17 protein-coding genes, 1 tRNA gene and 3 pseudogenes are annotated in these 24,960 nt (G+C 70.7%); 8 read left to right on the forward strand and 13 right to left on the reverse strand.

Annotation, left to right across the window (positions count from 1 at the left end; translation table 11 throughout):
- Positions 1 to 2,130, reverse strand: coding sequence for an excinuclease ABC subunit UvrB (uvrB, locus tag Phou_RS04630; RefSeq protein WP_173053837.1), 2,130 nt, complete (start codon positions 2,128 to 2,130; stop codon positions 1 to 3).
- Between the two features lie 371 nt (positions 2,131 to 2,501).
- Between uvrB and Phou_RS04635 the strand changes: the two genes are divergently transcribed.
- The gene (locus tag Phou_RS04635; RefSeq protein WP_173053839.1) at positions 2,502 to 3,956 is read left to right on the forward strand and encodes a hypothetical protein; all 1,455 of its coding nucleotides are present in this window, start codon (positions 2,502 to 2,504) and stop codon (positions 3,954 to 3,956) included.
- Here Phou_RS04635 and coaE read toward each other — a convergent pair.
- Positions 3,937 to 4,788 carry a dephospho-CoA kinase gene (gene coaE / locus Phou_RS04640; protein WP_173053842.1) on the reverse strand — a complete coding sequence of 284 codons (852 nt, stop codon included), beginning with the start codon at positions 4,786 to 4,788 and terminating at the stop codon, positions 3,937 to 3,939. The two genes, Phou_RS04635 and coaE, sit on opposite strands and share 20 nt — an antisense overlap.
- A 160-nt stretch (positions 4,789 to 4,948) precedes the next feature.
- Complete coding sequence (rpsA, locus tag Phou_RS04645) at positions 4,949 to 6,445, reverse strand: 30S ribosomal protein S1 (RefSeq protein WP_173053844.1); 1,497 nt, start codon at positions 6,443 to 6,445, stop codon at positions 4,949 to 4,951.
- A gap of 271 nt (positions 6,446 to 6,716) precedes the next feature.
- Between rpsA and Phou_RS04650 the strand changes: the two are divergent.
- Positions 6,717 to 7,516, forward strand: a pseudogene (locus Phou_RS04650) (class I SAM-dependent methyltransferase).
- Positions 7,517 to 7,520: 4 nt separating this feature from the next.
- On the opposite strand, the gene Phou_RS50905 reads toward Phou_RS04650, so the two are convergent.
- Entirely contained in the window at positions 7,521 to 8,102 is a 582-nt protein-coding gene (locus tag Phou_RS50905; protein WP_218578735.1) for a DUF7144 family membrane protein, read from the reverse strand.
- Positions 8,103 to 8,186: 84 nt separating this feature from the next.
- On the opposite strand from Phou_RS50905, the pseudogene Phou_RS04660 reads away from it, so the two are divergent.
- Positions 8,187 to 9,229 (forward strand): annotated as a pseudogene (locus tag Phou_RS04660) (AI-2E family transporter).
- Between the two features lie 88 nt (positions 9,230 to 9,317).
- Positions 9,318 to 9,827: a DUF1269 domain-containing protein gene (locus tag Phou_RS04670; protein WP_173053850.1), complete on the forward strand. Its 510-nt coding sequence runs from the start codon at positions 9,318 to 9,320 to the stop codon at positions 9,825 to 9,827.
- 202 nt (positions 9,828 to 10,029) lie between these two features.
- Here the strand turns inward: Phou_RS04670 and polA are convergent.
- Positions 10,030 to 12,719: pseudogene (gene polA, locus Phou_RS04675) on the reverse strand (DNA polymerase I).
- A gap of 158 nt (positions 12,720 to 12,877) precedes the next feature.
- Here polA and Phou_RS04680 point away from each other — a divergent pair.
- Positions 12,878 to 13,669, forward strand: a complete 792-nt coding sequence (locus Phou_RS04680) for an SAM-dependent methyltransferase (RefSeq protein ID WP_173053852.1) — start codon at positions 12,878 to 12,880, stop codon at positions 13,667 to 13,669.
- A gap of 280 nt (positions 13,670 to 13,949) precedes the next feature.
- Here the strand turns inward: Phou_RS04680 and Phou_RS04685 are convergent, their stop codons facing one another.
- From Phou_RS04685 to Phou_RS04710, 6 genes are all read right to left on the reverse strand, one after another.
- Positions 13,950 to 14,660 (reverse strand): ABC transporter ATP-binding protein, encoded by a 711-nt coding sequence (locus Phou_RS04685; RefSeq protein WP_173053854.1) that lies wholly within the window; start codon positions 14,658 to 14,660, stop codon positions 13,950 to 13,952.
- Positions 14,650 to 15,468 carry an ABC transporter ATP-binding protein gene (locus tag Phou_RS04690; protein WP_173053856.1) on the reverse strand — a complete coding sequence of 273 codons (819 nt, stop codon included), beginning with the start codon at positions 15,466 to 15,468 and terminating at the stop codon, positions 14,650 to 14,652. Before Phou_RS04690 ends, Phou_RS04685 begins: the two co-directional genes overlap by 11 nt.
- Positions 15,465 to 16,559: a branched-chain amino acid ABC transporter permease gene (locus Phou_RS04695; protein ID WP_218578744.1), complete on the reverse strand. Its 1,095-nt coding sequence runs from the start codon at positions 16,557 to 16,559 to the stop codon at positions 15,465 to 15,467. Before Phou_RS04695 ends, Phou_RS04690 begins: the two co-directional genes overlap by 4 nt.
- A gap of 38 nt (positions 16,560 to 16,597) precedes the next feature.
- Positions 16,598 to 17,569 (reverse strand): branched-chain amino acid ABC transporter permease, encoded by a 972-nt coding sequence (locus Phou_RS04700; protein ID WP_173053860.1) that lies wholly within the window; start codon positions 17,567 to 17,569, stop codon positions 16,598 to 16,600.
- A 94-nt stretch (positions 17,570 to 17,663) separates the two neighbouring features.
- Complete coding sequence (locus tag Phou_RS04705; RefSeq protein ID WP_173053862.1) at positions 17,664 to 18,836, reverse strand: branched-chain amino acid ABC transporter substrate-binding protein; 1,173 nt, start codon at positions 18,834 to 18,836, stop codon at positions 17,664 to 17,666.
- Positions 18,837 to 19,034: 198 nt separating this feature from the next.
- On the reverse strand, positions 19,035 to 19,655 hold the full coding sequence (locus Phou_RS04710) for an ANTAR domain-containing response regulator (protein ID WP_173053864.1): 621 nt from the start codon (positions 19,653 to 19,655) through the stop codon (positions 19,035 to 19,037).
- Between the two features lie 103 nt (positions 19,656 to 19,758).
- On the opposite strand from Phou_RS04710, the gene Phou_RS04715 reads away from it, so the two are divergent.
- From Phou_RS04715 to Phou_RS04725, 3 genes are all read left to right on the forward strand, one after another.
- A tRNA-Leu gene (locus tag Phou_RS04715) sits at positions 19,759 to 19,832 on the forward strand.
- Between the two features lie 223 nt (positions 19,833 to 20,055).
- Positions 20,056 to 21,543, forward strand: coding sequence for a TldD/PmbA family protein (locus Phou_RS04720; protein ID WP_173053866.1), 1,488 nt, complete (start codon positions 20,056 to 20,058; stop codon positions 21,541 to 21,543).
- A gap of 10 nt (positions 21,544 to 21,553) precedes the next feature.
- A complete protein-coding gene (locus tag Phou_RS04725; protein WP_173053868.1) occupies positions 21,554 to 22,912 on the forward strand; it encodes a metallopeptidase TldD-related protein in 1,359 nt (452 codons plus the stop codon).
- A gap of 6 nt (positions 22,913 to 22,918) precedes the next feature.
- Here the strand turns inward: Phou_RS04725 and Phou_RS04730 are convergent, their stop codons facing one another.
- Positions 22,919 to 23,626, reverse strand: a complete 708-nt coding sequence (locus Phou_RS04730; RefSeq protein WP_173053870.1) for a winged helix-turn-helix transcriptional regulator — start codon at positions 23,624 to 23,626, stop codon at positions 22,919 to 22,921.
- A 45-nt stretch (positions 23,627 to 23,671) separates the two neighbouring features.
- Complete coding sequence (locus tag Phou_RS04735) at positions 23,672 to 24,955, reverse strand: ABC1 kinase family protein (RefSeq protein ID WP_173053872.1); 1,284 nt, start codon at positions 24,953 to 24,955, stop codon at positions 23,672 to 23,674.
- Positions 24,956 to 24,960 lie beyond the last annotated feature (5 nt).

Here is a 24,960-nt window from a genome sequence, read left to right on the forward strand (position 1 = left end):
CTACTTCACCCCGGCCGCGTCCATCCCGCGCAGCTCCTTCTTCAGCTCGTGCACCTCGTCGCGGATCCGGGCCGCCAGCTCGAACTGCAGCTCGCGCGCGGCGGCCAGCATCTGGTCGTTGAGGTCCTGGATGAGCTGGGCCAGGTCGGCGCGGGCCATGCCCTCGCGGGACGGGGTGGCCGCCTTGCCCCGCGAACGCGTCTGCGGCACCGGCGCCTTGCCCCGCGACATCTGCCGCCCCGAGCCGCCGATCACGTGACCGCCCGGGCCGTGGCCGCCGAGCGCGCCCTCGGTGTCGTCGGCCTCGCGGTAGATGTCGTCGAGGATGTCGTGGATCTTCTTGCGGAGTGGCTCCGGGGAGATCCCGTTCGCCTCGTTGTACGCCACCTGCTTGGCGCGCCGCCGGTTGGTCTCGTCGATCGCGGTGGCCATCGACGGCGTGATCTTGTCCGCGTACATGTGGACCTCGCCGGACACGTTTCGCGCGGCACGGCCGATCGTCTGGATCAGCGACGTGCCGCTGCGCAGGAAGCCCTCCTTGTCGGCGTCGAGGATCGCGACCAGCGACACCTCGGGCAGGTCGAGGCCCTCCCGCAGCAGGTTGATGCCGACCAGCACGTCGTAGTCGCCCTTGCGCAGCTCGCGCAGCAGCTCCACCCGACGCAGCGTGTCCACTTCGGAGTGCAGGTAGCGCACCCGGATGCCGTGCTCCAGCAGGTAGTCCGTGAGATCCTCGGCCATCTTCTTGGTGAGCGTGGTGACCAGCACCCGCTCGTCGCGCTCGGTGCGCAGCTGGATCTCGTGCATGAGGTCGTCGATCTGGCCCTTGGTCGGCTTGATCAGCACCTGGGGGTCGACGAGGCCGGTCGGGCGGATCACCTGCTCGACGAACTCGCCGCCGGAGTGCTGCAGCTCCCACGGGCCCGGCGTGGCGGACAGGAACACCATCTGCCCCACGCGCTCCAGGAACTCGTCGAACCGCAGCGGCCTGTTGTCGGCGGCGCTCGGCAGCCGGAAGCCGTGCTCGATCAGCAGCCGCTTGCGCGAGGCGTCGCCCTCGTACATCGCGCCGATCTGCGGGATCGTCTGGTGCGACTCGTCGATGACGGTCATGAAGTCGTCGGGGAAGTAGTCGAGGAGGCAGTGCGGCGGGTCGCCGTGGGTGCGGCCGTCGATGTGCATCGAGTAGTTTTCGATGCCGTTGCAGAAGCCGACCTGGCGCATCATCTCCACGTCGTACGTCGTGCGCATGCGCAGCCGCTGTGCCTCCAGCAGCTTGCCCTGCCCCTCCAGCTCGGCGAGGCGCTCGGCCAGCTCGGCCTCGATGCCACGCAGCGCCCGCTCCATCCGCTCCGGCCCGGCCGTGTAGTGGGTGGCCGGGAAGATGAGCAGCTGGTCGACCTCCTTGACCACGTCGCCGGTGAGCGGGTGCAGGTAGTAGAGCTTTTCCACCTCGTCGCCGAAGAGCTCGACGCGGACGGCCAGCTCCTCGTACGCCGGGATGATCTCGAGCGTGTCGCCGCGTACCCGGAACGTGCCGCGGGAGAACGACATGTCGTTGCGCGTGTACTGGATTTCGACGAGGCGGCGCAGCAGCTTGTCGCGGTCGACCTCCTCGCCGACGCGCACGCGCACCGACCGGTCGAGGTACTCCGACGGGGTGCCCAGGCCGTAGATCGCCGAGACGGTGGCCACCACGATCACGTCGCGCCGGGTGAGCAGCGACATCGTGGCCGAGTGGCGCAGCCGCTCGACCTCTTCGTTGACCGAGGAGTCCTTCTCGATGTACGTGTCCGTCTGCGGGATGTACGCCTCGGGCTGGTAGTAGTCGTAGTACGAGACGAAATACTCCACCGCGTTGTTGGGCATCAGCTCCCGGAACTCCTTGGCGAGCTGCGCACACAGCGTCTTGTTGTGGGCGAGCACCAGCGTGGGACGCTGCATGCGCTCCACCAGCCAGGCGGTGGTCGCGCTCTTGCCCGTGCCGGTGGCGCCCATGAGCACCGTGTGGCGGTCGCCGCGGCGCACTCGACGCTCAAGGTCGTCGATGGCCGTCGGCTGGTCGCCGGAAGGTTTGAAGTCGCTCACGACCGCGAAGCGGCCGTCGAGTCGCGGGATGTCGAGACCCATGCGCTAAACCGTACGCCGCCGGTGTGACAACATCCTCCGCACGGCGTTCCCCATGCGATCAACTTCGATATTGGCGTTGTGTGGGAAAGATCACCGCGCTACCGTTCTACGTGTAGGCCGCTCGCGGCGGCCGACCGGGATCACGATCGGGCCTCCACACCGGCCGATCAGCCCGGCGCAGGGTCGCAGCCCCGGCACCACGCCGGTGAGCGCACCCGACGCGGTCGCGCAGGACGCGCTGACCGGCCGCCGCGAGCGCCCCATCTTTTCCAGGGCCTGCCCGCCACCCATCCGACCCGCAGCGCGTTCAACCTCGCGTGAAGGCAAGCTTCGAACGGCGACGGATCATCGCGCTCGCTGCCCTGGTCTGCGTGGCCGCCGGATCGGCCGCCGGGCTCACCACCGGACTCGTCTCCTGCACCCCGGCCGACAAGCTGGTGGAGGCCCGCCCGCTGTCCGCGTCCGAGGCGGAGCGGCTGGCCGGCATGCGCGCCCGCAACTTCAAGGACGGGCGGGTCGGCGTGCGGGCCACGCTGGGCAAGCCGGGCGCGGAGATCAAGCTCGCCGGGTGGATCGACTGGCGGCGGCCGCTGGCGTACCTCGCGGCCACGGCGCCCGCGCCGGGTCCGGACGACGGGCTGCTCCAGGCGGTACCCGGAATAATCGCGACAAGGCCGGGTCGCGCGGACGGCGGCCTTCCGCCGCAGGCGCCGCCCGGAAAGGATTGGCGGGTACGCCCGTCGACCGCGACGAGCGCCCACCCCGCGCCGATCGACTCCTTCGTGGCGCTGCTCTTCGCGATCGCGAGCGACAAGCCCGACCAGGCCGAACTGCTCGCCCGGAGCGACTCGCGCTGGCTGGGCACCGACCGCATCGCCGACAGGACGGTGGACGTGCTGCTCGGCCCGGCGGTGCCGCCGCAGCCCAAGCCGACCGCGACGCCCACCCGGAGCCTGCGCCCCAGCCCGTCGCCGAAGCGCAGCGCGGTCGGGCCGGCCTCCCCCACCCCCGGGCCGAACTCGCTGGCCGCGATGGGCGGGGCGGTGCGGTACTGGCTGGACGGCGACGGGCGCCTGCACCGCTTCGAGGCGCTGCTGACCAAGGACCTGCCCGTCAAGGTCGACCTCACCCGCGAGGAGCGGCCGGAGCTCGTGGCGATCGACGCGCTGGGCGGCCGCTCCACCAAGCCGCGCCAGGTGACCCCCGACGAGGCGGCCGCGCTCGCCCTGATGCGGCAGCGCAACCGCGCCGCGGGCGGCGGCCGGATCACGCTCACGGTGCCGATGCTGCCCGCCGGCATGCTGCTCGCGACCGGGTGGCTGGACTGGCGCGAGACGGTGGCGTACATCGGCGCGTACGACATGGACAAGAAGGACGAACGCGTCCTCATGCGCGCCAACCGCACCGGCGTGACCGTGCGGAACGACGGCTTCACCGCCGGAAAGCTCCCGCCGCTGCCACCACCGTCCGGTGGCTGGCAGGCGATCCCGTGGTCGGCGCGCGGCGACGCGCTCGGCGGTCTCGACCTCGACCTGCTGCTCAACGAGGCGCTCGCGGTCAGCGGCACCGGGAAGGACGACGCCCAGGCGCTGCGCGAGGCGGCGCTGTGGCTGCGCCGGGACACGCTCGGCGGCGGGCCGGTCAACGTGTACGAGATCGCAAAGGGTGCCGACGTCGGCGGTGCGCGCGGCGCGGCCCGGATCCGCTACTGGATGGACCGCGCCGGCGTGCTGCGGCGGCTGGAGCTTCGGACGCGGACCGGGGCGTTCGCCCAGCTGGACATCACGCCGGGCGACGTACCGACGCTCAGCCGCCCGCGCCTGTGATGGCGATGCGGGCCGGACGGCCGGGGTCGGCGCTGCCGTGGCCCCGGCCGTCGGGCAGCGGGGGGAAGCCGGCGGGACCGAGCGCCTCCGCCCGGTCGGTCTCCACCCGCACCACCCCACCGTCGAGCGACACACTGTCGGTGCCGAGCACGTGCGCCAGGCGGGCGGCGATCCGCGGGTAGTCCTCCGGCGAGGTCGACGCGCCGGGGCAGGGGACGCGCTGGAGCCGGACGTTCTCCTCGAAGGGCGCGAGCCGCTCGTGCCAGAGCGCGTCCACGCGGGTGCGCAGGTCGTCGAGGCTGGAGTCGTTGCGCAGCAGCGAGTCGGCGGCCGCCCGCCGCTCGGCGTCGCCCACCTGGGCGCGGATGCGCGCGTACGCCTGATCGGGTGTCATGCCCCGGTCGCGCACCAGCCGCTGCACGCGGGTCTCCTCGGACGCGTCGACCACGATCACGAGGTGGTACGTCGGCGCGAGCCCCACCTCCACCAGCAGCGGCACGTCGTTGATCACGACGGCGTCGGGTGCCGCGGCGGCGATGAGCGCGGTCGAGCGCTGCCGGACCCGCGGGTGGATGATCCCCTCCAGCCGCCGGCGGGCCTCCTCGTCGCCGAAGACCCGCGCGCCGAGCGCCGGCCGGTCCAGCGCGCCGTCGGCACCCAGGACCCCGTCGCCGAACGCCGAGACGATCTCCGCCAGCCCCTCGGTGCCCGGCGCGACCACCTCCCGCGCCAGCCGATCCGAGTCCACGACGGTGGCCCCATGCGAGGCGAGGCGGGCCGCGACGGCACTCTTGCCCGCCCCGATCCCCCCGGTCAGCCCGATCAGCAGCACGCTCTCATCCTCCCCCGTCCCGCGGTTGATCAGGGAGTTGGTGGGCGTGTCGGTCGGCGCGTCGCGCCACCAGGTCCTGATCAACCGCCGGGGGAGTTGTGGCGCCGCACAAAGACGGGCCCCGCCGCGCTTCGCGCGGCGGGGCCCGTCCTGTCGATCCTTACTTGCCGCCGGCCAGCTTCTCGCGCAGCGCGGCGAGCGCCTCGTCCGTGGCCAGGGTGCCCGAGGGCTCCTCGGCCTGGCGGGCCGGCGCGGCCGAAGCCTGCGGGGCACCGCCACCACTCGCGCCACCCGCCGGAGCGGGGGCCGCGGCGGCCTCGACGTCGGCGGCACGCGCCGTCTGCACCTGCTTGGTGTGGGCCTCCCAGCGCTGGCGGGCCTCGGCGTACTGCCGCTCCCACTCCTCACGCTGCTTTTCGAAGCCCTCGAGCCACTCGCCCGTCTCCGGGTCGAAGCCCTCGGGGTAGATGTAGTTGCCCTCGGTGTCGTAGGTCGCGGCCATGCCGTACTGCGTCGGGTCGAAGTGCTCCTCGCCCTCGACGAAGCCCTCGTTGGCCTGCTTCAGCGACAGCGAGATCCGGCGACGCTCCAGATCGATGTCGATGACCTTGACCATCACGTCGGAACCGACCTGCACCACCTGCTCCGGGATCTCCACGTGGCGCTCGGCCAGCTCGGAGATGTGGACCAGGCCCTCGATGCCGTCGTCGACCCGCACGAACGCGCCGAACGGCACCAGCTTGGTCACCTTGCCCGGCACGATCTGCTGGATCGCGTGGGTGCGGGCGAACTGCCGCCACGGGTCCTCCTGCGTCGCCTTCAGCGACAGCGAGACCCGCTCGCGGTCGAGGTCGACGTCGAGAACCTCGACCTCCACCTCCTGGCCCACCTCGACGACCTCGGACGGGTGGTCGATGTGCTTCCAGGACAGCTCGGAGACGTGCACCAGGCCGTCCACGCCGCCAAGGTCGACGAATGCGCCGAAGTTGACGATCGAGGACACGACGCCCTTGCGGACCTGGCCCTTCTGCAGCTTGTTGAGGAACTCGGTGCGCACCTCGGACTGGGTCTGCTCCAGCCACGCGCGGCGGGACAGAACCACGTTGTTGCGGTTCTTGTCCAGCTCGATGATCTTCGCCTCGAGCTCACGACCCACATAAGGCTGCAGGTCGCGCACGCGCCGCATCTCCACCAGCGAAGCCGGCAGGAAGCCGCGCAGCCCGATGTCGAGGATCAGACCGCCCTTGACCACCTCGATGACGGAGCCGCGCACGACACCGTCCTCGTCCTTGATCTTCTCGATCGTGCCCCAGGCGCGCTCGTACTGCGCCCGCTTCTTCGAGAGGATCAGGCGGCCCTCCTTGTCCTCCTTCTGGAGGACCAGGGCCTCGATGTGGTCACCGACCGACACCACCTCAGCGGGGTCCACGTCATGCTTGATCGACAACTCGCGCGAGGGGATGACGCCCTCGGTCTTGTAGCCGATGTCGAGCAGGACCTCGTCCCGATCGACCTTGACGACGGTGCCTTCGACAATGTCGCCGTCGTTGAAGTACTTGATGGTCTCGTCGATCGCGGCGAGGAACGCCTCCTCGGACCCGAGGTCGTCGACGGTGACCTTGTTGGCGCTCGAGGTGGCCTCGATGCTGCTCGTCATGTGGACTGTTGCTCCGAACGGATGGTGTCGCGGGGACCCTGCTGCGCCCACGGACCCGCCGCCGGGCACAGCTCAGCATCGTTGATGATCTGCAAGATGTGTCCGCCGACCGCGGACCTGCTCCCTGCCGAGGTCACGATCCGCGAGTGCATCGACTAGCTTACCGTGCGCATTACCACAGCGTGCAAGCCCTACCGGGGCCAGATGTGTGCGTGTCGCCAATCGCCGAAAATGTCCCACTCGCCGGGGCCGTACTAATGTTGCGCCCGTGATCGAGGAGGACGCCCGGGTCGCCCGCCACCCGGTGACCGACGCCGAGGCCCGCCGCGCCAACCGCGGCTGGTGGGACGGCGACGCGGACAACTACCAGGCCGAACACGGTGCCTTCCTCGGCGAGGTGGACTTCGTCTGGTGCCCCGAGGGCCTCCGCGAGGCCGACGCCCGCCTGCTCGGCGACGTGGCCGGGCGCCGCGTGCTCGAGGTGGGCTGCGGCGCGGCCTCCGCCGCCCGCTGGCTGGCAAAAGAGGGCGCCGACACCGTCGCCATGGACCTGTCCGCCGGCATGTTGCGGCACGCGGTGGCCGCCGCCGAGGCTTCGGGGGTACGGGTACCGCTGCTCCAGGCCGACGGGCTGGCCCTGCCGTTCCGGGACGGGGTGTTCGACGTGGCGTGTACCGCGTTCGGCGCCGTCCCGTTCGTGGCCGACTCGGGGCCCTGATGCGCGAGGTGGCCCGCGTTTTGCGCCCCGGCGGGAGATGGGTGTTTTCGGTCACTCACCCGATGCGGTGGATATTTCTCGACGACCCGGGTGAGCGGGGCCTGCTCGCCGTCCACTCGTACTTCGACCGCTCCCCCTACGTCGAGCGGGACGCGGACGGCGAGGCCACGTACGTCGAGCAGCACCGCACCCTCGGCGACCGGCTGCGCGAGCTTGTCGCCGCGGGGTTCGTGCTGCGCGATCTGGTGGAGCCGGAGTGGCCGGCCGGCCACGAGCAGCTCTGGGGTCAGTGGAGCCCGCTGCGCGGCCGGCTCTTCCCCGGCACCGCCATCTTCTGCTGCGAGAAGGCCTAGGGCACTAGCCTCGGCCGACTGGTGGGTGTTCGGTGACCTGCTCGACGCCGTTCGCGGTCTGGCCGTTCGGCGCGGGCTGGTCGGTGCGGTGCTGGCCGGCCGGGCGGTTGGTGGGCCACCGGTCCGGCGCCGGGCGGGGTTCGCCGCCGGCGTTGCTGTAGTAGCCGGAACGCTCGCCCGTGATCGAGTCGTCGAACCGGTCCGTGCGTGCGGTGGCCATCGACCAGATGACGAAGACCGCGAGCGCGATCATGGCCAGCGACCACAGCGGGTAGTACGGCAGGAAGATGAAGTTGTTGATCGCGACAAGGGCGGCCAGGCCGATGCCGACTGCCCGTGCCCAGGTGGCGCCGGTGAACAGGAAGAACCCGGCGAGGGCCGCGAGCGCGCCGAGGATGAGGTGGATCCAGCCCCAGGCGGTTGTGTCGATGTCGTAGGTGTAGTTGGGTCCCACGACGAAGAACTCGTCGTTGACGATCGCGGCGATGCCGACAAAGACCTCCCAGATCCCCAACATGATCATCATGGTGGCGGCGAAGACAAGCCCCCCGACCGCCCAGGAGCGGGACGCGCTTGATTTAGCCATGACTTCCTCGCTTCCTCCTCGATCCCCTCACCATAGATACGCAGACCGGGGTAATAAGGGCGAAAGGCAAACTAGGCTGCGATCATGGTCCGTCCGCGTGGCCGCCGGGGGTCGCGGTTGGTCGCGCAGGCGTCCGTTCACCCGTTCCGGTTCGGGCTGCTGGCCGGCGCCGGAGCGCTGGTGGCGTACCTCGGGTACCGCGCGCTCGCCGAGATCACCTCGATCATCGTCATCCTGCTCGCCTCCGCCCTGCTCGCCGTCGCCCAGAACCGCGCGGTGCTCGCCCTCCGCCGCCGCGGGATGCCCCGCCGCGCCGCGGTCGCGGTGGTGCTGGTGGTGGCGCTGGGGCTCGTGGTGGTGGCGATGCTCACGTTCGTGCCGTTTGTGGTCGACCAGGTGGACGGCCTGCTGAACGCGCTCTCCGGCTACCTCGACGGCCTGAAGGGCACCCAGCAGGACGACCTCGTCGACTCGCTCCAGCAGGTGCTCACGCCCGACCGGATCCGCGACGTGGCGAGCGGCGTCTTCGGCGGTGCCAGCGCGGTCGCGGGCGTGGCGGTGGGCGTGTTCAGCACCCTCGCGCTGACGCTCTACCTGCTCGCCGACTTCGACCACCTGAGCCGCGCGTGGCTCCGCCTGCTCCCCCGCAGCCAGCGCGGGCGCGCCGCCGAGATCGGCGACGAGATCCTCACCAAGATCGGCGCCTACGTCGTCGGGGTACTCGCCGTGGCCGCCTGCGCCGGCACGACCGCGCTGCTGTTCATGCTTGTCACCGGCGTCCCGTACCCACTCGTGCTCGCCCTCGTGGTGGCCGCGCTCGACATGATCCCCAGGTCGGCGCGACGCTGGCCGCCACGGTGGTGGCGCTGGTCGCGCTCTCGGAGAGCCTGGCGCTGGCGCTGGCCGCGGTGGCGTTCTTCCTCGTGTACCAGCAGATCGAGAACTGGCTCATCTACCCCCGGGTCATGCGCCAGGCGGTGCGCGTCTCCGGCCTCGCCGCGATCTTGAGCGTGCTGGTGGGTACCGCGATCGCTGGCGTGTTCGGCGCGCTGGTGGCCGTCCCGGTGTACGCGGCCGCCCAGATCGTGGTCCGCCAGGTGTGGCTGCCCCGGCAGGACGCGCGTTGAAGTTCGCTACCCAAATTCCGTATACCGGTGCGTAACTAGCAAGTCGGACGCCAGGATACGGGAGGAATGCTCACGAAAGGGTGATCGCATGAGTGACCTCATCGCCGTTGGCTACCCCGACCCGCAGGCGGCCAAGGCCGCGCTGGCCAAGCTCGGCGAACTACAGAAACAGATGCTCATCCAGCTCGACGACGCCGTCGTGGTCGAACGCAAGGCCGACGGCAAGATCAAGCTGCACCAGACCAGCGGCACGGTCGGCACGGCCGCGGCCGGCGGCGCGCTGTGGGGCGGCCTGATCGGCCTGCTCTTCCTCGCCCCGCTCCTCGGCATGGCGATCGGCGCCGGCACCGGCGCGCTGGCCGGCAAGGCCGTGGACACCGGCGTGGACGACGGCTTCATGCGGCGCCTGGGCGAGCAGCTCCCCCAGGGCGGCGCCGCGCTGGTGCTGCTGGTCCGCACCGTCACCACCGACAAGGTGCTGGAGCAGATGCGCGGGCAGTACGGCGGCGAACTGCTGCAGACCTCCCTCAGCGCGGAAGCGGAAGCCCAGCTCAAGGCGGCGATCGAGGCTTCCCGCCCGGCCACCTCGGTGGCATAGACCCCAGCGGACTGCGGGGGCGCGCGGCCAGCGCGCCCCCTTCGCTTTCCACCCGCCGCCCTCGCGCCGGACGGGTGAGGCCCGCGGAGGGTGAGGCCGCGGGAGCAACGGTCCGGACCACGACGGACGCCGCGGTAGCTCACCGCAATCAGGACAAGAACCGTCCTGTAACCCGGCTCCCGCCGGCGGGCGCCGCGGTGCGTCAGTGGTCGGCGCTGTTCCAGTCCTGGCCGACGCCGACCGAGACCTCCAGCGGCACTGACAGCGGATGCGCGTTGCCCATCTCGCGGCGGACCAGGCCCTCCATCGCCTCGCGCTCCCCCGTCGCGACCTCGAAGACCAGCTCGTCGTGGACCTGCAGCAGCATCCGCGACCGCAGCCCCTCCTCGCGGATCGCCCGGTCGACGTGGAGCATCGCGACCTTGATGATGTCGGCGGCCGAGCCCTGGATGGGCGCGTTGAGCGCCATCCGCTCGGCCATCTCGCGGCGCTGCCGGTTGTCGCTGATCAGGTCGGGCAGGTAGCGGCGGCGGCCCAGGATCGTCTGCGTGTATCCGTCCTGCCGCGCCTGCCCCACGACAGCCTGCAGGTAGTCGCGGACGCCGCCGAAGCGCTCGAAGTACTCGTCCATCAGCGCGCGGGCCTCGTCGGTGGGGATGTTGAGCTGCTGGGAGAGGCCGTAGACGGAGAGGCCGTAGGCGAGGCCGTAGTTCATCGCCTTGATCTTGCGGCGGTGGTCGGCGGTGACCTCCTCCAGCGGGATCGAGAAGACCGACGAGGCGGTCGCGGCGTGGAAGTCGGCGCCGGAGTTGAACGCCTGGATCAGCGCCTCGTCCTTTGACAGGTCGGCCATGATGCGCATCTCGATCTGGCTGTAGTCGGCGCTCATCAGGCACTCGAACCCCGCGCCGACCACGAACGCGCGCCGGATGCGCCGCCCCTCGGCGGTGCGGATCGGGATGTTTTGCAGGTTGGGGTCGGTGGACGAGAGGCGCCCGGTGGCCGCGACCGTCTGGAAGTACGTCGTGTGGATGCGGCCGTCGTCGGAGACCGACTTGAGCAGACCGTCCACCGTGGACTTGAGCTTGGCCACGTCGCGGTGGCGCAGCAGGTGCTCCAGCAGCGGGTGGCCGGTCTGCGCGAAGAGGCCCTGCAGCGCGTCGGCGTCGGTCGTGTACCCGCTCTTGATGCGCTTGGTCTTCGGCAGGTCGAGCTCGCCGAAGAGGATCTCCTGCAGCTGCTTGGGCGAGCCGAGGTTGAACTCGCGCCCCACCACCGAATACGCCGCCTGGGCGGCCGCCTTCACCTCGGCCGCGAAGTTGCTCTCCAGGTCGGAGAGGTATTCCGTGTCGGCCGTGATGCCGGTGCGCTCCATCTCGGCGAGCACCTCGACAAGCGGCAGCTCCACGTCGGCCATCAGCCGAGAGGACAGCTCGCCGTCGCGGGACAGCTCGGCGTCGATCGCGCCGGCGAGGTCGAGCGTCGCGCGCGCCCGCAGCATCAGGTTTTGCTCGACCGCCTCGCCGTCGTCGCCGAGCCCTTCGAGCGTGAGCTGGCCGTTGTCCGGGGCGTCGACCTTGAGCTCGCGGTGCAGGTAGCGCAGGGCGAGGTCGGTCAGGTCGTAGGTGCGCTGGTCGGGACGGGCCAGGTAGGCCGCGATCGCGGTGTCGCGGGTGACGCCGCGCAGCTGCCAGCCGCGGGCCCGGAAGGCGAGCAGCGCCGGCTTGCTGTCGTGGATCACCTTGGGACGCTTTTCGTCGGCGAGCCAGGCGCCCACCGCCGCCTCGTCGCCCTCGTCGAGCTCGGCCGGATCGAACCAGGCGGCCGCCCCCTCGCCGTTTGCCAGGGCGACGCCGGTCAGCTCGCCGGTGCCGCGGCCGAAGCGGCCGGAGACGGCGACGCCGAGCGGCACACCGGCCGCCGCGTAGGTCTCCAGCCAGCCCGACACCTCGCCGCCGCCCAGGACCGAGCCGTCGAGCTCGAACCCCGCCTCGGCCTCCGGCTCGACGGCGTCAAGGTACTGGTACAGCCGCTCGCGCAGCACCCGGAACTCGAGCGCGTCGAAGACCTGGTGCACGGCCTCGCGGTCCCACCCCTGCCAGCGGGCGTCCTCGGGGCGCAGCGGCAGCTCGAGGTCGCACACGAGCTGGTTGATCTCGTAGTTGCGCATCACGTCGGCCAGGTGCGCGCGGAGGTTGTCGCCGGCCTTGCCCTTGATCTTGTCGGCGTTGGCGATGACGCCCTCCAGCCCGCCGTACTCCTTGATCCACTTGGCGGCGGTCTTGTCGCCCACGCCGGGCACGCCGGGCAGGTTGTCGCTGGTCTCGCCGACCAGCGCGGCCTTGTCGCGGTACTGCGAGGGGGCACGAAGTACTTCGCCTCGACCGCGGCCGCGTCCATCCGCCAGACCTCGGAGACGCCGCGCACCGGGTAGAGCACCGTCACGTGATCCTCGACAAGCTGGAACGCGTCGCGGTCGCCGGTGCTGATCACCACCTCCATGCCGGCCTCGCGGCCCTGCTTGGTCAGCGTGCCGATCACGTCGTCGGCCTCGTAGCCCGGCTTTTCCACGATCGGGATGCGCAGCGCGCCGAGCACCTCCTTGACCAGGCTCACCTGGCCCTGGAACGGCGCGGGTGTCTCCGAGCGCCCCGCCTTGTACTCCGTGTACTTCTCTGTCCGAAACGACTGCCGTGACACGTCGAACGACACGATGATGTGCGTGGGCCGCTCGTCGCGCAGCATGTTGATCAGCATCGACGTGAAGCCGAAGACCGCGTTGGTCGGCTGCCCCGTGGCCGTCGAGAAGTTTTCCACGGGCAGGGCGAAGAACGCCCGGTATGCGAGTGAATGCCCGTCGAGCAGGAGCAGGCGCGGCGTGGACTCTGTCACAGAAAGCGACTCTAGTCCGCACCCCCGACACTCCTTCGGCGGGCACGCGCGGGCGGCTGCGAACCCCGTAAGGTGAAGCGCCGACGGTGGCACGAGCGAGCTATGGCCACGGCCACGACGGCGGACGAGCGCAGTGGGCACAGCGAGGAGGCGACGCGATGGACCGGCCGGCTTGGGCGCCACCCGAGGTCGACCTGGAGCGTCCGAGCACCGCTCGGATCTACGACTACATGCTCGGTGGCCTGCACAACTTCGCGATCGACCGGCAGATGGCCGAGCAGGTGCTCGCGGTCGGCCCCCAGATCCGCCTGGCCGCGCACGCCAACCGCGGCTTCCTGCGCCGCGCGGTGGAGTACCTGGCGGGTGCGGGCATCCGGCAGTTCCTCGACCTGGGCTCCGGCATCCCCACGGTCGGTAACGTCCACGAGGCGGCACACCACGTCGCGCCGGACGCGAAGGTGGTCTACGTCGACGCCGACCCGGTGGCGGTGGCACACAGCGTGGCGATCGTCGAGGGGGACGAGCGCGTCACGGTGGTGCAGGCCGACATCCGCGACCCCGACGCCATCCTCAAAGACCCGCGCGTCACCGCCGCGCTCGACTTCACCCAGCCGGTCGCCGTGCTGATCGTGGCCGTCCTGCACTTCGTGCCGGACGCCGACAACCCGGCCGGCATCGTGGCCCGCCTGCGCGACGCGATCGTGCCGGGCAGCTACATCGGGATCTCGCAGGTGGCCACCATCCCGAATGTGACGCCCGAGCAGCAGGAGGTCGCCAACCGGTACACGCAGGCCAATGCGGTGGCACTGCGCGACCGCGAGCAGATCGCGACCTTTTTCGATGGGCTGGAGCTCGTGGAGCCGGGCCTTGTTGACCCGGCGAAGTGGCGCGCCGACGATGACGTCACGGAGATGGTGCCTTCGTTTGCGGGTGTGGGCCGCAAGCCCTGACCCTCGGCCGCCTGCGGCGGTGGTGGGTTGTTCGCGGTGCGCGGCTGGCACGGGAGCGGTTGGCCCGCGCAGCGCTCGGCCCGGTAGACCCGGCGCTCGGTCCGCAGGACGCTCCGCCCGCCGGCCCTTGCACTCACCGCTCGCGGCTGTCCAGGTCTGGTCGCCAAGCACGAGCGCCGCAGAGCGCGACGGGCCCGCGAAACGCGAAAGGGCCTGCCCGCAAGCCCCCGCCGGTAGCTACCGGCAGAACTCCCGCGAACAGGCCCCTGCGCAACAAGCGTCAGGCGACGCCCAGGTACGCCTCCTTGACCGCCGGGTCGTGGAGGAGCTCCTGCCCGCTGCCCTCCTTCACGATCGACCCGGTCTCCAGCACGTAGCCGCGGTGGGCCCGAGAGAGCGCCTGCTGGGCGTTCTGCTCCACCAGCAGCACCGTGGTGCCCTGCTCGTTGATCCGGGTAATGATCTCGAAGATCTGCTGGATCAGCATCGGCGCCAGACCCATCGAAGGCTCGTCGAGCAGTAGCAGCTTGGGCCGGGTCATCATCGCCCGCCCCACGGCCAGCATCTGCTGCTCGCCGCCGGAAAGCGTGCCGCCGGCCTGCCGCTGCCGCTCCCTGAGCCGCGGAAACAGGTCGAACACCATCGCCAGGTCCTGCGCGATGCCTCCCCGGTCGCGCCGGGTGTACGCGCCCATCTCCAGGTTTTCCTGCACCGACATGCCCGGGAACACTCCCCGGCCCTCGGGCGCCTGCCCGATGCCACGGATCACGCGCAGATCGGCCCGCATCTTCGTGACGTCCTGGCCGGCGAAGAGGATCTTTCCGCTCGCCACCGGGCGGAGGCCGGAGATGGCCCGCATGGTGGTGGTCTTGCCGGCACCGTTGGCCCCGATGAGCGCGACGACCTCGCCCTCGTTGACGTGCAGGCTGATCCCGTGCAGGGCCTGGATCCGCCCGTACAGCAGGGTCAGGTTTTCGATCTCAAGCAGCATCGGTCGGCACTCCCAGGTACGCGGCGATGACGGCGGGGTTGTCCCGAACCTCGGCGGGCAGGCCCTCGGCGATCTTCTTGCCGAACTCCAGCACCACGATCCGGTCGGTGACGCCCATGACCAGCCGCATGTCGTGCTCGATCAGCAGCACCGTGACGCCCGTGTCGCGGATCTTGCGGATGAGCTTGAGCAGCGAGTCCTTTTCCGCCGGGTTGAAGCCGGCGGCCGGCTCGTCGAGGCACAGCAGCGTCGGGCTGGTCGCCAGTGCCCGGGCGATCTCCAGCCGCCGCTGCTCGCCGTACGACAGGTTGCGCGCCAGCTCGCCCGGCCGCTCGATGCCCACGAAGCGGAGCAGGTCGTGTGCCCTGTCGCGCCCGCTGCGCTCCTCCTTCCAAAACCGCGGCAGCCGGAAGAGCGCCGAGATCACGCTGGCCTTGTGGTGCGCGTCGGCACCGACCATGACGTTTTCGAGGGCGGTCATCTCGGGGAAGAGCCGGATGTTCTGGAACGTGCGGGCGATGCCCATCCGCGTGATCCGGTGCCGAGCACGGCCGCTGACCCGCTCGCCCTTGAACCGGATCTCGCCCTGCGTCGGCGTGTACACACCCGTCATCGCGTTGAAGCAGGTGGTCTTGCCGGCGCCGTTGGGTCCGATCAGGCCGAGGATCTCGCCCTTGTAAAGCGTGAAGTCGACGTCGTTGAGGGCGACCACGCCACCGAAGCGGAGCGTGACGTGATCGACCTCGAGCAGCGCCTCCCGCTGTGGTGTGGCAGCCGGCGTCGTCGTGTCCGGAGCGGTGTCGCTCATGTGCTCGCCTCCGTCGGTGCCGCCTCCTGACGCCGGTCGGCGAACTCCGCCGCCCGCCGTCTGCTCGGCAGGATGCCTTGCGGCCGGAAGATCATCATGATGATCAGCACGGCCCCGAAGATCAGGATTCGGTACTCCGCGACGTTGATCTCAAGGCCGATCACACCGCCGATGCCGCGCACCCACTCCGGCAGGTACCAGGTGATGAACGCGCCGACCACCGCGCCGTAGATGTTGCCCGCGCCACCCAGGATGACGGCGGCCAGCACCAGGATCGAGTTGGTCAGCTGGAAGCTGTCGGAGTTGATGAAGCTCTGCTTCCCGGCGAAGAGCGCACCGGAGAGGCCGCCCACCGCCGCGCCGATCGCGAACGCCCACAGCTTGTACTTGAACGTGGGCACGCCCATGATCTGCGCCGCGTCCTCGTCCTCGCGGATCGCCACCCAGGCCCGCCCGACCCGGCTGCGGGCGAGGTTTCGCACGCCGAGGATCACGAAGATGATGATCGTGAGCGTCAGCCAGTAGTACGGCCGCGCGTCGACCACCCCGAACAGCGACTGCCCGTCGCTGCCCTTCACGCCCGGCACCGGGTGCGGGATCTCCGGGATGCCGCGCTGCCCGTTCGCGATGCCTTCGTTGCGCGCCGCGTACAGGCGGATCATCTCGGCGAAGCCGAGCGTCACGATCGCCAGATAGTCGCCGCGCAATCGAAGTGTCGGACCGCCGAGTATGACGCCGGAGAGCATCGTGACCGCGATCGCCACCGGCACCGCCGCCAGCCAGGGCCACCCGATGTCGAAGCGGCTCTCCGGTGAGGTGAGGAGGGCCACCGTGTACGCGCCGACCGCGAAGAAGCCGAAGTATCCAAGGTCGAGCAGGCCGGCGAAGCCGACCACGACGTTGAGTCCGACCGCCAGCAGGACGAAGAACGAGGTCTCGAACAGGACCGTGGCCATGTCCGATTCCATCGTGCGGAAGTACCAGAGGTTGATGTAGAACCAGCGGTTGGGCAGCAGGTACAGGAAGACGAGCAACGCGATGATCGCGACCCAGCGCACCTGGCGCGGCATGTTGTCCCAGCGCGCACGCATCCGGGCTCCGCGGGACCTGACCTTTTCGACGTGTGCGTTCATGCCCGAGCCCTCCCGAGCGACTCGCCCAGCAGGCCCGTGGGCCGGAACATCAGCAGCACGATGAGCACGACGAAGCCGGTGAAGTCCTTCCACTCGCCGCCGAACAATCCGGATGCGTAGTTTTCCACCACGCCGAGGAGCAGGCCGCCGACCAGCGCGCCGCGCAGGTTGCCGATGCCGCCCAGGACCGCCGCGGAGAACGCCTTCAGGCCGATCAGGAAGCCGACGTCGAAGCGGCTGAAGGCGTAGGTGACGTTCCAGAGCAGGGCGGCGGCGCCGGCCATGATGCCGCCGAGCACGAAGACGAGCAGGATCACCCGGTCCTTGTTGACGCCCATCAGCGCCGCGGTGTCCGGGTCCTGAGCCACCGCGCGGATGCCCCGGCCGAGCCGGCTGCGGTTGATGAAGAGGTCGAGGGCGACCAGCATGCCGACCGCGGAGAGGATCACCAGCAGCTGCGTGTTGGTGATGTGCCACGCGCCAATATTGATCACGTCTTTGGAGGCGATGACGTCCACCATCCCGAACGGTCCCCGCTCACCGCCGATGCCGAGGTCGTCGCTGAAGAGGCCGACCGCCTCGAAGAGGACGAACGACGCGCCGATCGCGGTGATCAGGAACGCCAGAGGTGGGGCGTTGCGGCGGCGGAGCGGCCGGTAGGCCACCCGTTCCACCGCGACCGCGGTCAGTGTGGAGGCCACCACGGCGGCTAGGAGGCCGGCGAGGAGGAGGAGCAGGACGGTCCCGATCCCGCTGACAGATGAGTTTTGGTTGTAGCCAATCGCCTGCCAGGTCCCCAGAGCGGCAACCGTGCCGATCATGAAGACCTCGGAGTGCGCGAAGTTGATGAGGCGCAGGACACCGTACACCAGCGTGTAGCCAAGAGCGACGAGCGCGTAGATGGCGCCCTGCTCGAGGCCTGTGGTGGTCAGGTCGGGGAAGTCCCGCAGCAAGCCGTCGAAGTCCAAGTAGTGCTCCAGGGGAAAGAGTATGCATAGTCAGGTGCGGCCGGGAGCGCCTGCTCCCGGCCGCACCCACTTGACTCGGTGACCCGATCGGCCGTCAGGCCTTCGGGATCTCCACGTCCGGAACAACCTTTCCGGCCTGCACCTTGAACGCCCAGACGATGACCTGGGTGGGGTCAAGCTCGCCGTTGCTCTCGAACTTGTAGGTCACACCCGTGGCCGTACCCGCCTTGTTGTAGGCCTTGATCCAGGACAGCATGTCGGCACGCGTCGCCTTGCCGTCCTTCAGGCCCTCGAGCACGATCTTGGTGATGTCGAACGACACGTCCGCGTAGGTGCCCGGCTCGGCGTTGTCGAACGCGGCCTTGTAGTCGGTCACGAACGTGCCCTTGGCGGCCGTGGCCGGCGCGCAGGGGCAGGTCAGGATCGTGCCCTCGGCCACCGCCTGGCCGGCGACCGTGATGAAGTTGGCGTCGTTGACGCCGTCACCAGCGATCATCGTGCCCTGCCAGCCCGCACCCTTGAGCTGCTTGAGCAGCAGGCCCGCCTCGGTGTAGTAGCCACCGAAGAACAGCGCCGTGGCGCCGGAGTTACGGATCTTGGTCACGACCGCGGAGAAGTTGGTCTGCTTGACCTGGACCTTGTCCTCGCCGACCGGGGTGCCGATGACCTTCTTGACCTCGTCGGCAAGACCAGCGCCGTACGCCGACTGGTCGTCCACGACGTAGACCTTCTCGGCCTTCAGCACGTTCTTGATGTACCGACCGGCGGCCGGGCCCTGCGACTCGTCGTTACCCACGCCGCGGTGGAAGACGCTCCAGCCCTTGGTGCTCAGGCTCGGGCGGGTCGCGGACGGGGTGATGGTCGGCAGGTTGCCCGACTGGAAGATCGGGTCGGCGACCTCGGACTCACCCGAGAACGCGGGGCCGATGACCGCGATGACCTTCTGGTCGCCGACGGCCTGCGTCGCGAGGGCCGGCGCCTTGGCCGGGTCGCCCTGCGAGTCGTACTCCACCAGCTCCGCGGTGCAGTCTGCGTTTTCCTTGTTGTACTGGTCAATGGCGAGCTTGGTGCCATTGCGCATGTGAATACCCAAGCCGGCCGCGTCACCGGTCAGCGCGCCGAAGAAGCCGATCTTCATGCCACACGCGGCGTTGCTACCGCTACCGCTGTCCCCGCCGTCGTCTTCCCCGGCCTGGCACGCGGCGCCACCGAATACGAGCGCGGCGATGGCGATGCCACCGAACGCCCGCGCGAGCTTCTGCCTCAAGGCTCGAACCCTCCTCCATCAAATGGCCCGAACCACCCGCTGCCGATTGGCTCTTGCGGGACAGACGAGCCCGACCGCTATCTCGGTCTGCGCGGGGACGTTATCCCACCAGGCGGGCAGCCCGTAAGGGCTTGGCGGAGCAGTTGACGAAACCGTTACGTAGCGTGCTCGGTCTGACGATAACGCTGTCATAAAGCTTTACTGTTTTGGCTGCTCAGAGCCCTCGCTCGGGGTCTCGGTCAAAATCCGCTCAGCCACCTCACGCATGGTCATCCGGTGGTCCATCGCGGTGCGCTGAATCCACTTGAAAGCCTGTGGCTCCGTCATCCCGTATGTGGTCATGAGTGTCCCCTTGGCCCGCTCCACGGCCTTTCGGGTCTCCAGGCGGTCGGTCAGCCCGGCCACCTCGGACTCAAGGGCGGCGATCTCCTGGTACCGGGAGAGGGCGATCTCGATCGCCGGCACAAGGTCGCTCTTCTGGAACGGCTTCACCAGGTAGGCCATCGCGCCGGCTGCACGGGCCCGCTCCACAAGGTCGCGCTGGCTGAACGCGGTGAGGATGACGACCGGCGCCACCCGCTCCCCCGCGATCCGCTCGGCGGCGGCCAGTCCATCCATGATCGGCATTTTGATGTCGAGGATGACGAGGTCGGGCTTGAGATCGAGGGCCAGGCGCACGGCCGTCTCGCCGTCGCCGGCCTCGCCGACCACGTCGTAGCCCTCTTCGACCAGCATCTCGGCCAGATCCAGGCGGATCAGCGCCTCGTCCTCGGCGATCAGCACCCGCCTGCGCTCGGCACCCGCCTGCGTGTCGGCCACGAACCCCTACCCCTCACCTTGCCCCGACACTCCGACCGGTCGGGTGCCGCCGCCATCAGCGTAGTGGGTAGTCTGGTCGCGGTCAGTTCCCGACCCGACCGTCGTCCCCGTATCCCAACCGGCAGAGGAACGGAGCTCAAACCTCCGACAGTGTGGGTTCGAATCCCACCGGGGGCACGACTTACCAGGGAAAACCCGGCCGCAGGGCCGGGACAGCCCGGGTCGCGCGGGACGACTTTTGTCCGCTTCCCGACCGTTCGCCGCCTTCTCACTATCGGAAAAGCAAGCTCGGAGTGGAAGGGGCCCCTCGCCAGCCGCGACGATTGTGCGCAGTCAAGACCCGCTGGCGACGGGAGAGGCGTGTACTCGACGGTGAGCCCGACGGCACCCGCGGCGCGGCATGCGATCGACGAGGTGTTCGGGCCCTCCCCTGCACCGGCTGGCCGACGCCGCGCTGTCCCGCGCCCGCGCGCTCGGCGGCGGGTACGCGAGCTGCCGCATCCAGCGCGTCCGCTCGGCCCGCCTGGAGGTCGCGGACGGCGCGGTGCGCGGCAGCGAGGACACCACCCGCACCGGGCTTGGCGTACGCGTCTTCTGGGGCGGCGGCTGGGGCTTCGCGGCGGTACCCGAGCTCACCCCGCGGGCCGCCGCGGCCGCGGTCGACCGGGCGGTCACGCTCGCCAAGGCCTGCCCCGGCGGCGACGCCGACCTGGCCGCCGAGCCGGTGTACCCCGAAGCGACCTGGGTCTCGCCGTACCGGACGAACCCCTTCGATCTGCCGGAGGCCGACCGCGTCGCGGTGCTCGCCGGCTGGAGCGCCCGGCTGCTGCGCGCCCCGCACGTGCGCACCGTCGTGGCGTACCTCTCGACCGTCCAGGACAACACCTTCTACGCCGACCTCGCCGGCACCACCGCGCTGCAGCAGCGGGTACGCGTGCACCCGGTGCTGTTCGCGTTCGGCGAGGACCCCCGCACCGGCGCACGGGCCGCGCTGCGCACGCTCGGCCCGCCCACCGCCCGCGGCTGGGAGTACCTGGAAGGCGACGGCTGGGACTGGGACGCCGAGCTCGCCTCGGTCCCCGAGGAGCTGGCCGCCAAGCTGCGCGCCACCCCTGTCGAGCCGGGCCGGTACGACCTGGTGATGGACCCCTCCCACCTGTGGCTGACGATCCACGAGACGGTCGGGCACGCGACCGAGGCGGACCGGGCGCTCGGGCACGAGATGTCGTACGCGGGCGGCACGTTCGTGCGGCCGGAGGACGTCGGCTCGCTCCGCTTCGGCTCCCCGCTCATGCACGTCACCGCGGACCGCACGTCGGCGCACGGGCTGGCCACCGTCGGGTACGACGACGAGGGTGTCGCGGCGCGATCCTGGGACCTGGTCCGGGACGGCGTCCTCACCGGGCTGCAGCACGACCGGCGCACCGCGGCGCGGACCGGCGCCGGCCGCTCCACCGGCTGCGCCTACGCGGAGTCCGCCACGCACGTGCCGCTGCCCCGCATGCCGAACGTCTCACTCCGCCCGGCCACCGGCGGCCCCGGCACCGGCGCGCTGATCGCCGGCGTCGAGGACGGCATCTACCTCGTCGGCTCCGACGCGTGGTCGATCGACACCCGGCGGCACAGCTTCCAGTTCACCGCCCAGCGCTGCTACCGGATCCGCCACGGCCGGCTGGCCGGCCAGCTCGCCGGCGTGGCGTACCAGGGCGACACCACCGGCTTCTGGGGCGCGCTGCGCGGCGTCGGCGGGCCGGACACGTACGGGGTCTTCGGCGCCGACCAGTGCGGCAAGGGACAGCCCCTCCAGCTCGCCGCGACCAGCCACGGCTGCCCGGCCACGCTCTTCGGCGGCGTGCGCGTGGTCAACACCGGGACGGCCGCGCCGTGACCCCCGGGAGGTGGTCGAGACCGCCCTGGCCGCCGCCGGGGCCCGGGGCACCGAGGTCGTGGCGATCCTCGACGAGGTCTCCTCCGCGCACGTCCGGTGGGCGCGGAACGCGTTCACCACCAACGGCATCGCGGACGACCGCCGGCTGACCGTGGTGGCTCTCGGCGCGGGCCGGCCGCCCGGCGTGGCCACCGTCTCCGGCGCCCTGACCGGCGAGGCGGTCACCGCGATCGTCGCCGCCGCGGACGCCGCGCGCGGCCGTGGGGACGAGCCGGAACCCCCGCCGCCGGTCACCACGGACGAGGGTGACGGCTGGGCCCGGCCACCGGCCGCACCGGCCGCGGGCGGGCTGCCCACGTTCGCCGCACGGCTCGCGGCCTCCTTCAGGTCCGCGGCGGCCGCCAGCCATTCCCTCCATGGGTACGCCGAGCAGCGCACCCGCACCACGTACGTGGCCTCGTCGGCGGGGCTGCGCCGCCGGCACGAGGAGTCCAGCGCGCTGCTGGACCACACCGTCCGGTCCACGGACGGGACGGCGTCGACCTGGACGGGCACCACCGCCCGCGAACTGTCCCAGCTGGACCTCGACGCGGCGTACGACGGGGCGCGCCGCCGGCTCGGCTGGTGGCGCCGGCGGGTGGCGCTGCCCACCGGCGAGTACGAGGTGCTGCTGACGCCCTCCTGCGTCGCCGACCTGATGCTCCGCCTCTACAAGGCCGCCGACGCGCGGGCGACCCTGGACGGGCGGACCGTGTTCGCGGCGGACGGCGGCGGCACCCGGGCCGGCGAGCGGCTGGCACCGGCGCCGCTCACGCTGCACAGCGACCCGCGCAAGCCGGGGCTCGAGTGCGCGCCGTTCACGGTCGCGCGGGGCACCGGCGCCGCCTCCGTGTACGACAACGGGCTGCCGCTGACCCGGACCGGCTGGATCGACCGCGGCGTCCTCTCCACCCTCGTGGGCGGCAGGCAGGTCGCCGCGGGCGGCGTGCCGGCGGCTCCGGAGATCGGCAACCTCGTGCTCTCCGCCGAGGGCGGCGGCGTGGGCACGCTGGACGAGCTCGTCGCCCGGACCGCGCGCGGCCTGCTGGTCACCTCGCTCTGGTACCTGCGCGAGGTCGACCCCCGCTCGCTGCTGCTGACCGGGCTCACCCGGGACGGCGTCTACCTTGTCGAGGACGGCGAGGTACGCGCCGCGACAAACCCGTTCCGCTTCAACGCGAGCCCGCTCGACGTGCTCGCCCGGGTGCGCGAGGCCGGCCGTACCGAACCGACGCTGCCCCGCGAGCACGACGAAAGCACGCCGCGCACCGCGATGCCACCGTTGCGGGTGGCCGGGTTCGCCATGTCGGCGGTCAGCGATGCCGTGTAGCTGCCGCTACTCCCGCCCCGCCGCCGCGGACAGCGGCCGCATCGCGCCGGCCTCCAGCCCGAGCAGCTCGCAGCAGCGCAGCACCGCCTCGATGTCGCCCTCCATCTTCAGCCGGCCGGTCACCATCGCGGCGAGGGGCGTCTGCTGCCCGGCGCCGATCTCGATGAATGTGGCGGCGTCGACTCGGACGATCATCGCGGGCGACTCGGCCGGACCCTTGAGCGCCCTGGCATCGCCGTCGCGCACGTCGATGTGGAAGATCTCGTCGTCCACCTCGAACTGGTACGCCTCGTCGAAACCGGGGACCCGCTCCTGGTCGAGCATCGCCTCGACGGCGAGGAAGCCCCAGTGCGGGCGGACGACCTCGTTCGGCGAATACGCCCCGACGAACTCCATGCCCCACTTGGCCAGCCCGAGCACCATCGGGCGGAGCTCCTGCCCCACCTCGGTCAGCTCGTACGCCAAGCGGGCACCGCCGCTGGGCAGGTGGACCTGCCGGGCCACCCCCCGGTCGACCAGGGACTTGAGCCGCTCGGCGAGCAGGTTGGTCCCGAGACCGGGGAGGTCGTTCAGCAGGTCGATGTAGCGCCTGGGGCCCATCAGGAGCTCCCGGACGATCAGCAGGGTCCAGCGTTCGCCCAGAACATCGAGGGCGGACGCGAGCCCGCAGTACTGGTTGTAGGTACGTCGCGTACCCGTGCTGGTTTTGCTCACCCAGCTATCGTAACTAATAGTGTTCGGTCTCGCCTACCGCATCCCTCACGCGGCGTTGCGATGGCCGAATAGCCCACGCATAAGTACCGGTTTGGCCGTCTCCTGGAAGTCCATGTCGGGGTCCAGCTCGCGGACGGTCCCTTCAATCACCAGTAGGGACAGCAGGGGAAAGATCAGCTCGGGAGCGGCGTGGACGCCGAACTTGCGCTGCAGGTCGAACATCTCGCTCGCGAACGCGATCAGGCTGAACTCCTTGGCCGGCACCTTGTGGTTGCGGTGCACGAGGTCGGCCATCCGCACCTGGAAGCCCTCCGGGTCGGCGTTGTCGCGCAGCCCTTCCGCGCTCTCCAGCACGATCTCGGCGCACCGGTCGCCGCGCCCGATCGACATGTTCATGAAGAACTCGGCGAAGAGGCGGCGCAGCCGCTCGGTCAGCTGCACGCTGAAGCCGGCGTCGAGCACGACCACCTGGGCGCGCTCGGTGAAGTACAGGTTGCCCGGATGCATGTCGCAGTGCACGAACCCGTCCACGAACAGCATCTGGTAGATGGACGTGAGTCCGGAGGCGGCGAACCGGCGCCGCGCGGCCGGGCTGCAGCGCCGGGGGGCGTCGACGTCGAGCCCGGGGATGAACTCCATGACGATGCACCGCGGCCGCGACTGCTCGAGGTGGACAAGCGGCACCCACACGCGGGGTACGACCGCGAGGTTGGCGCGCAGCCGCCGCAGGCTCGCCGCCTCGCGCGCGAAGTCGAGCTGCCCCAGCACGGCACCGCCCATGTGCCGCATCACGTCGTTGACCGGCAGGTCCCGCATGACCGGCAGGCGGGCCATCACCGCGGCGACCCGCTGGATGACCGTGACGTCGAGCGTCATCAGGCGCTCCACGTCCGGCCGGCGCAGCTTCACCGCGACCTCGCGTCCGGAGTGGAGCTTCGCCTTGTACACGCAGGCGACGCTGCCGCTGGCCACCGGCTCGGTGTCGAACTCGGCGAAGACGGCGTCCGGGTCGTCGTACGCCTCGCGCAGCGCCCGCGCGGTCTCCGCCGGGCGCAGCGGCGGCACGCTGTCCTGCAGCACCGAGAGCTCGTCGCAGAGCGCGGCGGGCAGCACGTCGCGGCGGGTGCCGAGCACCTGGCCGGCCTTGACGAACGTCGGCCCCAGGACGGTGACCAGGTGCACGAGCCGGCGGTACAGGTGACGGCGGCCGGCGGCCCGGCCCCGGAACACTGTCCGGGCCAGGGCGCCGAAGGTGGCGGGGATGAGGACGGCGGCGGCGACCGCGCAGACGTACACCGCCCGGACGGCTAGCGCTCTCCTGGTCGGCACGGCAC

The sequence above is a fragment of the Phytohabitans houttuyneae genome, assembly GCF_011764425.1.
Lineage (GTDB): Bacteria > Actinomycetota > Actinomycetes > Mycobacteriales > Micromonosporaceae > Phytohabitans > Phytohabitans houttuyneae.

What these genes read in the sequence shown, in the direction of transcription:
- uvrB (WP_173053837.1), bottom strand. Translation starts at nt 2,130, where the DNA reads ATGGGTCTCGACATCCCGCGACTCGACGGCCGCTTCGCGGTCGTGAGC.
- rpsA (WP_173053844.1), bottom strand. Translation starts at nt 6,445, where the DNA reads ATGACGAGCAGCATCGAGGCCACCTCGAGCGCCAACAAGGTCACCGTC.
- Phou_RS50905 (WP_218578735.1), bottom strand. Translation starts at nt 8,102, where the DNA reads ATGGCTAAATCAAGCGCGTCCCGCTCCTGGGCGGTCGGGGGGCTTGTC.
- Phou_RS04670 (WP_173053850.1), top strand. Translation starts at nt 9,318, where the DNA reads ATGAGTGACCTCATCGCCGTTGGCTACCCCGACCCGCAGGCGGCCAAG.
- Phou_RS04680 (WP_173053852.1), top strand. Translation starts at nt 12,878, where the DNA reads ATGGACCGGCCGGCTTGGGCGCCACCCGAGGTCGACCTGGAGCGTCCG.
- Phou_RS04685 (WP_173053854.1), bottom strand. Translation starts at nt 14,660, where the DNA reads ATGCTGCTTGAGATCGAAAACCTGACCCTGCTGTACGGGCGGATCCAG.
- Phou_RS04690 (WP_173053856.1), bottom strand. Translation starts at nt 15,468, where the DNA reads ATGAGCGACACCGCTCCGGACACGACGACGCCGGCTGCCACACCACAG.
- Phou_RS04695 (WP_218578744.1), bottom strand. Translation starts at nt 16,559, where the DNA reads ATGCGTGCGCGCTGGGACAACATGCCGCGCCAGGTGCGCTGGGTCGCG.
- Phou_RS04720 (WP_173053866.1), top strand. Translation starts at nt 20,056, where the DNA reads ATGCGATCGACGAGGTGTTCGGGCCCTCCCCTGCACCGGCTGGCCGAC.